Source organism: Pontixanthobacter aestiaquae, assembly GCF_009827455.1.
GTDB classification, from domain to species: Bacteria; Pseudomonadota; Alphaproteobacteria; order Sphingomonadales; family Sphingomonadaceae; genus Pontixanthobacter; species Pontixanthobacter aestiaquae.
The window spans coordinates 1-9,009 of record NZ_WTYZ01000002.1 but is presented as its reverse complement, the minus strand read 5'-3'; the positions used below and the strand labels follow the sequence as shown (position 1 = coordinate 9,009).

General features: G+C 52.9%; 10 protein-coding genes. 8 read left to right on the top strand and 2 right to left on the bottom strand.

Annotated features, from left to right (window positions below; all coding sequences use genetic code 11):
* Window positions 1-120 precede the first annotated feature (120 nt).
* Window positions 121-486 (top strand): TrbC/VirB2 family protein, encoded by a 366-nt coding sequence (locus tag GRI35_RS13650; RefSeq protein ID WP_160614944.1) that lies wholly within the window; start codon window positions 121-123, stop codon window positions 484-486.
* 358 nt (window positions 487-844) lie between these two features.
* Here GRI35_RS13650 and GRI35_RS13880 read toward each other — a convergent pair whose 3' ends face one another.
* Window positions 845-1,000 (bottom strand): hypothetical protein, encoded by a 156-nt coding sequence (locus GRI35_RS13880; protein WP_235900350.1) that lies wholly within the window; start codon window positions 998-1,000, stop codon window positions 845-847.
* Between GRI35_RS13880 and GRI35_RS14030 the strand changes: the two genes are divergently transcribed.
* The 7 genes from GRI35_RS14030 to GRI35_RS13615 all read left to right on the top strand — a co-directional run bounded on the left by GRI35_RS14030 (window position 984) and on the right by GRI35_RS13615 (window position 8,269).
* Window positions 984-1,280 carry a Calx-beta domain-containing protein gene (locus tag GRI35_RS14030; protein ID WP_353959054.1) on the top strand — a complete coding sequence of 99 codons (297 nt, stop codon included), beginning with the start codon at window positions 984-986 and terminating at the stop codon, window positions 1,278-1,280. The genes GRI35_RS13880 and GRI35_RS14030 overlap by 17 nt on opposite strands.
* Window positions 1,280-3,367 carry an RHS repeat domain-containing protein gene (locus tag GRI35_RS13640; protein ID WP_160614942.1) on the top strand — a complete coding sequence of 696 codons (2,088 nt, stop codon included), beginning with the start codon at window positions 1,280-1,282 and terminating at the stop codon, window positions 3,365-3,367. Before GRI35_RS14030 ends, GRI35_RS13640 begins: the two co-directional genes overlap by 1 nt.
* A complete protein-coding gene (locus GRI35_RS13635) occupies window positions 3,364-6,012 on the top strand; it encodes an RHS repeat-associated core domain-containing protein (protein WP_160614941.1) in 2,649 nt (882 codons plus the stop codon). Before GRI35_RS13640 ends, GRI35_RS13635 begins: the two co-directional genes overlap by 4 nt.
* 3 nt (window positions 6,013-6,015) lie before the next feature.
* The gene (locus GRI35_RS13630) at window positions 6,016-6,396 is read left to right on the top strand and encodes a DUF7668 domain-containing protein (RefSeq protein ID WP_160614940.1); all 381 of its coding nucleotides are present in this window, start codon (window positions 6,016-6,018) and stop codon (window positions 6,394-6,396) included.
* A gap of 100 nt (window positions 6,397-6,496) precedes the next feature.
* Entirely contained in the window at window positions 6,497-7,000 is a 504-nt protein-coding gene (locus GRI35_RS13625) for an RHS repeat-associated core domain-containing protein (protein ID WP_160614939.1), read from the top strand.
* Between the two features lie 157 nt (window positions 7,001-7,157).
* On the top strand, window positions 7,158-7,928 hold the full coding sequence (locus GRI35_RS13620) for a polymorphic toxin-type HINT domain-containing protein (protein WP_160614938.1): 771 nt from the start codon (window positions 7,158-7,160) through the stop codon (window positions 7,926-7,928).
* A complete protein-coding gene (locus tag GRI35_RS13615; RefSeq protein ID WP_160614937.1) occupies window positions 7,925-8,269 on the top strand; it encodes a ribonuclease E inhibitor RraB in 345 nt (114 codons plus the stop codon). Before GRI35_RS13620 ends, GRI35_RS13615 begins: the two co-directional genes overlap by 4 nt.
* 398 nt (window positions 8,270-8,667) lie before the next feature.
* Here the strand turns inward: GRI35_RS13615 and GRI35_RS13610 are convergent.
* Window positions 8,668-9,009, bottom strand: a 342-nt coding sequence (locus GRI35_RS13610) for a hypothetical protein (protein WP_235900348.1), incomplete at its 5' end; no start/stop codon positions are given.

Sequence of the window (9,009 nt, the reverse complement as noted above, 5' to 3'; positions counted from 1 at the left end):
GACAAAATCCTCATCACGAACTCTCCTATTAAGAGAGCATCGCGATGCTCGGGGTTACGACAATACCTCGAGATACACGGAGGGTAGCAATTTGCCGTATATCCGCAATAAGTACTCGCCGTGCCTATTCGATCATCCTTATTCGAACCCTCTGGCAGCGATCCCGTCGCGAACGCGGTCAATTGGATCACCGATACTATGCTTGGCAGTGTGGCCATTAGCTTGTGCGTTCTGGCTGTCGCTTATGTCGGATTGATGATGTTAACCGGCCACCTGTCAGCAAGAGTAGCGCTGCGGGTTATCCTAGGATGTTTTGTTTTGCTTGGAGCGCCAGTCCTAGCGAGTGCTTTGATGGGCTTGATATCACAAGAAACTGCCGCACCGCAAGCATACGTTGCAAGTCCAAATACGGAACTGGGGCCGCGCGAAGAATTACCGCCCGCTGATTATGACCCTTACGCCGGGGCTTCCCATAGAAGCGACTAACGGATCGACATAACTAGATATCCACAGGCGGACTTAAGTAATTCGCATCCTGTAACGACGCCGATATATCATTGAACTGTAATAATTTACGCTCGCGTCAAGTTGACTCAATTTAGTATCCTGTCATGTTCGAGCGAATCGAACGGGGGCGATTGTCAATGCGAACTACCCATTTTTTTGGCTTAACAGCACTTGTTCTCGTTCTTGGAAGTTCTGCTGCTTTCGCTCAAACTACTAGCACTGAGGAATATTCATACGATGCTTTAGGCCGGCTGATCATTGTCGACACGTCGGGCGGCCAAAATGACGATGAAACGCATTCGTTTTGTTATGATGATGCTGGTAATAGGACTGAGCTTCAGTTAACTTCCGATAGTACAGTATCGGCCTGTACGGAGAGCGGTTCAAATGGTGGCGGAACGGCTCCACCACCGCCTCCACCACCGCCGCCGCCAGCGCTTGGCGTTGCTGACGCAGCGGCAACCGAAGGTGGAGCCATGTATTTCTTTGTCACATTAAGCTCTCCACACAATACAAGCGCTAGCGTCGCTTATGCTACGAGTTATGGATCGGCAGGGCCAAATGACTTTCAGGCAACATCGGGGACACTGAACTTCTCCGCAGGCGAAACGAGTAAGTGGATTCTTATCACGACATCACAAGACTTGTTTATTGAGAGCCCAGAGACGTTTGCGTTCAACCTCTCTAGTCCAAGCGGAGGTGTGACAATCTCTGATGGGGCCGCCGTGGGTACAATTATTGATGACGATGATTGCGGTGTATCGTGCCAGTAATGAGAAGCCTAAACAAAGCTGATTTGAAAAGTAAGGCATACTTTTTGAGCACTGCGAGAAGTATTATGCAAAATTTTGGCCAAAACAGAACTCAATATACGCGCGCCGGTTCTAGGGGTTACGTTCGGCAATCTTGGGTTGGGAATGTTATCATGTGCGTGCGTGTGGCACTTGGTGGCAGGGCCTTGGCTCTATTGGGCGCTTTGGCCGTGCAAGGCGGACAGCTTTCTGCGCAAGACGGCCCACCCCCTCCTGATGCAATACCGCCTTCTCCAGCAGAACAATACGCGATCAGCCAAGGCGGCGTGGACATGCGCACCGGGCTATACATCTACAAAAAAACTGACTTAACCATTGGAGTAGTTGGCGGTATAAGTTTTTCTCGAACAAATGGGTCATTGCAAAGTGCGTGGAAACCGATGGGACAGTTCTCCCACAACTGGCACATATTCGCGACGTACATTCCGGTTAAGGGCGGTGACGCAAGTTTTTCTGTTCGCGGCGCTCGGGGTACGGGATTCTTGTCCGCAGGAAACTCAAATAGTTTTACAACTCGGTCACCGGATTACAGGGCGCGCTTGCAGGCAGTGCCCACTGGCCCCGGGGCACTGGATCGGTACCTGCTGTATACGGCCGCTGATGGCGCAAAGATAACCTTCCGACCTGCCGGTACCTATTCCGATGGCCCTAACAGAGGTCATGGCCGGAGCGGCGAGGGATATTACGCATCTAAGATTGAAGAACCAAGCGGTGTCACTTATACGTTGAGCTATGACGAGCCAACTGCATCAAGCTATACCTTTTTAAGACGGGTGACAAGCAGCACCGGTTATGTACTCATTCTTGAGTGGGTCACAAATCCGGTCGATAGATTCGTGAGCAAAGCGTGCGTTTTTAACGCAGCGATTGAAACAGTCCCGACGGCTAATAGCTGTGCTTCCGCGAGCTATAAGACGAGTTATTCATATGGCTCAAACGGTTATATGACTGCGGCTACGGATTCCGGGAACAACGTCTGGACATATTCCTCTACGTTTAGTCCGGCAGCTCGTGCAACAGCAACCCAAAATTGGCCAAATAGCAACTACACTTGGACTGACAGTTTTTTCTATCCGGGTGAGATTACGCCCTATTTGGTAAACTCCAACTTTGCCAACCCATTCTACAGATACACAACCAGCCAGACGTTCACGGACGGGCCAACATATTCCTACGACTGGTACATAACCGAACATAATGAAATTGAAATGGAAGTGGCCGGTGGCGTCGTGACGGACGCTGACGGGGAAACAGTTTCGGTAAGGTATCAGGAGATGACACGTCCCGGTTATCAATATGGCGATTCATACATGATTTCTCCAAACCCCAAAAAAATCGTCGACGAGCTGGGCCAGGAGCTCAACGCAGATTACTGCACACTGATTGGCGCTGGCGGACAGCCCGGTTACCCCTATGTTACCGGATGCGCGGCAGTATCTGCTAAATATTGGAAACGTCCAGATGGGAGCCAGTCAGATTATACATATGATCTTTATGGAAACATTCTTACTGTCGTCGACAAGCCGCGCTTAGGTACAAACGATCCCAACATAACGCGCCGTTTCACCTATGACTGCTCCACCGAAGTGAATTGTAGCAAGCCCACGACATTAACTGACGGCAAAGGTCGCGTGACTAACGCCGTTTACTCGTCCTTGCACGGCGGGGTCCTGAAGAGGACGCTTCCGGCGGATGCAAGCGGCGTTCGTCCTGAAACTCGTTATACTTACACGCAGATGAGTCCGTGGAAGAAGAGCGGCTCTGGATATATGATTTCCACGTCGCCGGTTTGGGTGCTAACGTCAGAAGAATATTGCAAGACCAGTGCAGCCGATAGCAATGGCAATTGTGCCGCTGGCGCTTCGGATGAAGTCGTCACTACCTATGAGTATCAGCAAGGCAGCGCATCTAAGGGCAGCAATCTACTATTACTTGGTACTGCTGTCACCGCTGATGGTCAGACGCTACGGACCTGTTACACCTATGACGATAGAGGCCGTAAGATCAGCGAGACGCAGCCGCTTGGCGTGTCGGGAGTATGCCCATGAACCGCGCGCGCGCCATGACCGCCCGGCTTGGCAAGATTGGATTGGCAATCGCCAGCATTGGCGCGGCATCCTCTGCGGCTCAGGCTCAATCATCTGCTTCCGATTACACCTCTGCGACACGTTATGATGCGGTGGGCCGAACGGTGGGCACAATTGCGCCCGACCCCGACGGCACCGGTCCGCTCAAACATGCGGCCACGCGAACGACGTATGATGCGGCGGGCCGCCCGATCAAGGTTGAAACGGGCGAACTCTCCGTGTGGAAGAGTGAGACTGTCGTGCCCTCGGCATGGGGTGCGGACTTTACGGTCTTCACCACTGCTGAAACCACCTACGATGCGATGGGCCGCAAGCTGACCGACATCGTCAAGGGATCGGACGGCGTGGCAATCGGACTCACCCAGTACAGCTATGACAGCGTGGGCCGTCTGGAATGCGCTGCGGTGCGGATGAATCCGGCGGTCTATGGTTCGCTGCCGGCCGATGCCTGCACGCTGGGCACAGAGGGCAGCGATGGCCCCGACCGGATTACCAAGACCATTTACGACGCCGCGGGGCAAGTGCTGCAGGTGCGCAAGGCGGTCGGCACATCGGTCGAGATCGCCGATGTCACTTACAGCTACACCACCAATGGCCAGATCGAGCATGTGGTCGACGCGAACGGCAATAAGGCCAAAATGGAGTATGACGGGCACGACCGGCAGACCAAATGGATTTTTCCGTCAAAGACCGGCCCTTCGAGCTTTAACAAAGCCACGCCTGCAAGCGCGCTCTCCAGCGCGGGCGCGATCAACACTGCCGATTACGAAGAATACGCCTACGACGATAACGGCAACCGCACGAGCCTGAGGAAACGCGACGGCTCGACGCTCACCTACACTTATGACAATCTGAACCGGATAACGGTGAAGACGGTGCCATCGCGCGCCGGGCTTTCCTCTACCCACACGCGCAATGTCTATTACAGCTACGATCTGCGCAGCCTGCAAACCGCGATCCGCTTTGACTCCGCAAGCGGCGACGGCTCGATCAGCGTCTATGACGGGTTCGGGCGGATGATCTCGGTCACCGATACGATGGACGGTGCCAATCGCGCGCTGAGCTATCAATATGATGATAATGGCAACCGCACGCGGATTACCCATCCCGATAACCGCTACTGGCAGATCGAATATGACGGGCTGAACCGCGCGGACCGCTTGCTGCAGACCACCACCGAGATCGGCCGGATGAGCTATACATCGCGCGGGTTAGTCGAGAAACGCGAATACCCCTACAACCAGTTCAACACGGTCACCACGCCTGCCTATGACAGCGCGGGCCGCACCACCTCTCTGGCGCATGATCTGCGCAATACCGCGCACGACATCACGTTCGGCTATGATTACATCGCCTCGGGCCAGCTCTCGCATGTCAGCCGCAATAACGAGACCTATACGTGGGACGGGCATGTCGATCTCACCCGCACCTATACCACCAACGGTCTCAACCAGTATGAGAGCGCGGGTCCGGCGAGCTTTTGCTACGACGCCAATGGCAATCTCACCGCCGATGGCGGATCGGTCTATCTCTACGACATAGAGAACCGCCTTGTAGAAAAGCGCAGCCAAGGGACCGGCAACACCAATTGCGCCAGCCTGTCCTATGCTGGTGCGCTCGATGCAAAGCTGAGCTATGATCCGCTGGGCAGGCTCTACAAATATGAGGGCTATGCCTCGGGTCTACCCACCACCCATCTGCGCTTCCTCTATGACGGCGATGCGATGGTGGCGGAGTACAACGCCAGCGGCACCATGCTGCGGCGCTATGTTCACGGCACCAATGCCGATGCGGACGATCCGCTGATCGAATATGACGGAGCCACGACCATCGCTGGCAAGCGCCGGTTCCTGCTCGCCAATCATCAGGGCAGCATTATCGCGGTGACCGGCTACACCGGCAATCTGCTCCACGCCAACACCTATGACGAATACGGCATCAATGGCTCGACCAATGACGGCCGGTTCCAATATACCGGCCAGGCATGGCTGCCCGAGCTGGGTATGTATTACTACAAAGCCCGCATCTACTCGCCCACGCTAGGACGGTTCCTCCAGACCGATCCCATCGGGTATGAGGACCAGGTCAATCTCTATGCATATGTCGCAAATGATCCGATTAATAACGTGGATCCCACAGGGACCACAGTTCTATGCACTAACAATTATTGCAAGGAAGTAGCTAAAGAAGTTGCAAGCGGAATATTTGAATTTTTCGTTGGTGATACACTTACCGAAGTAAAGCAGGTTCTAGACAATCCTACTGTGCAAACTGCCGCAGCAGTTGCATGCGGACTTGCCAAGCCATGTAAGTTAGTAAAAAAGGCTGCAGAACCAGTAATCAAAAAACTGCCTAAACCACCCTGGGGTAAAGGCAGTGTCCCTAAGGAAAAAAGGGCAAAGCCGCGATCTTTTACAGCGAAGGAGCGAGAAGCCAAGCGTGCCGAGCAAGGAGGTAAATGTGGGAACGCGTGTGGGAGGGATATTGATGCAAGCAACTCCCAAGGGCACCATATAAAACGGCACTCGGATGGCGGCACCACGACAAGTGACAATCACGCGGAAGTCTGCTTGAAATGCCACAAAGAGATTCACTCACCGGATTAGGTTATGCCCTCGATATTAAAAGTAGAAAAGGATGGGAGTTCTGAACTCCCGATACCTCTTGTCTGGCGATCAGATTTAGCGAAAATTGTTGAATATCTGATTTCAAAAGATTCATCTGTAATTGATTCTCTAGATTTTGCCCCTATCTCCAAGAAGAATTTTGCATACATAGATCAAACAATTGACCTCTATGGTTGCACGTTAGTTAGTCTTCCAGATGAGAGTTGGCATACATCGTTTTATCGGTGGATGAATGGTTTTTGGGAGCTTTGGATTGATTTATTTTCTCTGGAAGAAGGGGCGAGTGATTTAGTGCTAGTAGTCAAAGTATTCGAAAGCGATGATTCGTATCGTTTTGAATTTCAATCTCTGCATGTTCCTTAGTCAGATACTCATATATTTTGGGTTCGCTGATATATAACTCCAAAAGCGCAGCCAAGGAACCGGCAACACCAACTGCGCCAGCCTGTCCTATGCAGGCACGTTGGACGCCAAACTCAGCTATGATCCGCTGGGGCGGCTCTATCGCTATGAAGGCTACACCAAGGGCGTGCTGACCACATCGCTGCGGTTCCTCTATGATGGTGATGCGATGGTGGCAGAGTATAGCTCCACCGGCACGATCCTGCGCCGGTATGTTCACGGTACCAATGCCGATGCGGACGATCCGCTGATCTGGTATGAGGGCAGCACAGTCTCGCCAGGCAAGCGCCGGTTCCTGATGGCCAATCATCAGGGCAGCATTATCGCGGTCGCCAATTACACCGGCACACTGCTCAACGCCAACACCTATGATGAATACGGCATCAATGGCTCGACCAACCAAGGCCGGTTCCAATACACGGGACAAGCGTGGCTGCCAGAACTGGGTATGTATTATTACAAGGCCCGCATCTACTCGCCCACGCTAGGACGGTTCCTCCAGACCGATCCTATTTGGTATGAGGACCAGTTTAATCTCTATGCATATGTCGGAATGATCCGGTAAATGGGGTGGATCCCAGCGGCGAGCAAGGGAGAAGTATTGGAGGACGAATATATGATTTTGTGATCGGCGATACGATCGAAGAAGTCAGCGACTTCATTGAGGCTCCAAGCATCGCAGGCGCGGCCGCTGTCGCTTGTGGAGGGCGAAACCGTGCAAAGTGGTCAGCAAGATCGGCAAGCCCATTGTGAGGAGGGTCAAGAAAATACTGCCAAAAAGGAGAGCGTCTAATACGTGCTGTTTTGTTGCCGGCACTCTCGTCGAAACCGAAGCTGGCCTTCGACCGATTGAAGAGATTCAAGTAGGTGACAAAGTATGGGCGCGTGACGAGAATACTGGTGAAACCGCCCTGAAAGATGTGACTGACCTTATCCAGCGTCATGAGCGCATAATCTGGGAAGTGTCGCTGACCGGTGCGGATGGCGACACCGCATTTTTCGAAACTACGGACGATCATCCTTGGTGGATTGCAGGGCAGGGTTGGAGGAAAACCGAAGAGCTTCAAGCCGGAATGGCTGTGGTCACGCGTGATGGACGCGGCATGGTGATCGCTTCAGTGACAGAAACTGATCGAACCGATGCCACGTACAATCTCACCGTCGCTGATTTCGAAACCTACTTTGTTGGTGAACAGCGGGTGTTGGTGCATAATTGTCCGACGGGCTCCTATACGAACCACCACGCTTCTGGAAAAACTTACGACGGCAAAGGCGATCCTTCGCGAGCTAAACAGTCAGGACGTCGAGTTGATAGGCAGCATAGTGATCCTCTAGTGAAATCAGACACGCGCTCCGCATCTAGTGACCGTGAATCCTTCAAGCAGGAATCGCGTAATTTGGACCGCAACGGAGGTCCAAAGAGTGATCAAAACTATAATCAGATCGAGTCGCCTGGTAAGCGTCTGCGCCGTGAAGATGGAGAGATTGATTGAAAATATTACGAGAGAATTTTCCATCGGACGACGACGGAGAAGTGTTATTTCAGCTTGCCTCAAAGGGAATCAATCTGCGCGTCAAAAGGAAGATCGAATTCACGTGCTGGGCTGGCAATCGTCAGACGGCTGAAAATATCGTCAATGACTTAGAAACCTATGGCTATCAGAGCACGGTCTTTGTTGACGACGGTGCCAATGGCAGCGGCGATGTGTCCGTCTATGCGAGTATTTTGATGCTTCCAGATCACGAGCTGCTTTTGGCTGAGCAGAAGCGGTTGAATGCCATTCTCAAGTTTTATGGGACAACTTGCGATGGCTGGGTCACGGAATCCTTTTGAGTTCTTAAATGAGGGCGATTGCCTCTTAGATTAAACATCCCGGCATCATGACCGGATCGAACCACGAAATTTTGGAACGGTTGCCCGACAAACCATAGGCAGCCGAAGCCGATGGAATATGGCGGCATTACGATAATAGTTTACTTAAGTCCCAATCCATCTGGTACAACACAACCCATTTCCTACACCCCCTAAATCTGCCACCCTGCGCTTATGCCCTTGGCCCTCACACTCCAGCGCGATAGCACCGCGCCACCGGAAGCTCCTCCCAAGCGCTGCGCTGGTGGCAGGGCAACGCAACTCCACCACGACTCTTCCAGAACCAAAAGTCACACTCCACACTTCCGAAATCCCCGCAACCTCCTGCATTCGCGCGCTTTTCACCGGAGGTCACATTTTCAAAAAGCCGCGTCGGCGTTCCAAACACCCCTCTCATCCGTGCCTACACCGCCAACGGTCTCAACCAGTATGACAGCGCTGGGTCGGCGAGCTTCTGCTACGATACCAATGGCAATCTGACCGCAGATGGCGGATCGGTCTATCTCTATGACATAGAAAACCGCCTTGTAGAAAAGCGCAGCCAAGGGACCGGCAACACCAACTGCGCCAGCCTGTCCTATACCGGCGCGCTGGATGCGGAGCTTAAATACCATCCGCTCGGGCGGCTCTACACCTATAAGGGCTATACATCGGGCGCGCTGACCAGCGATCTGCGGTTCCTCTATGACGGCGATGCGATG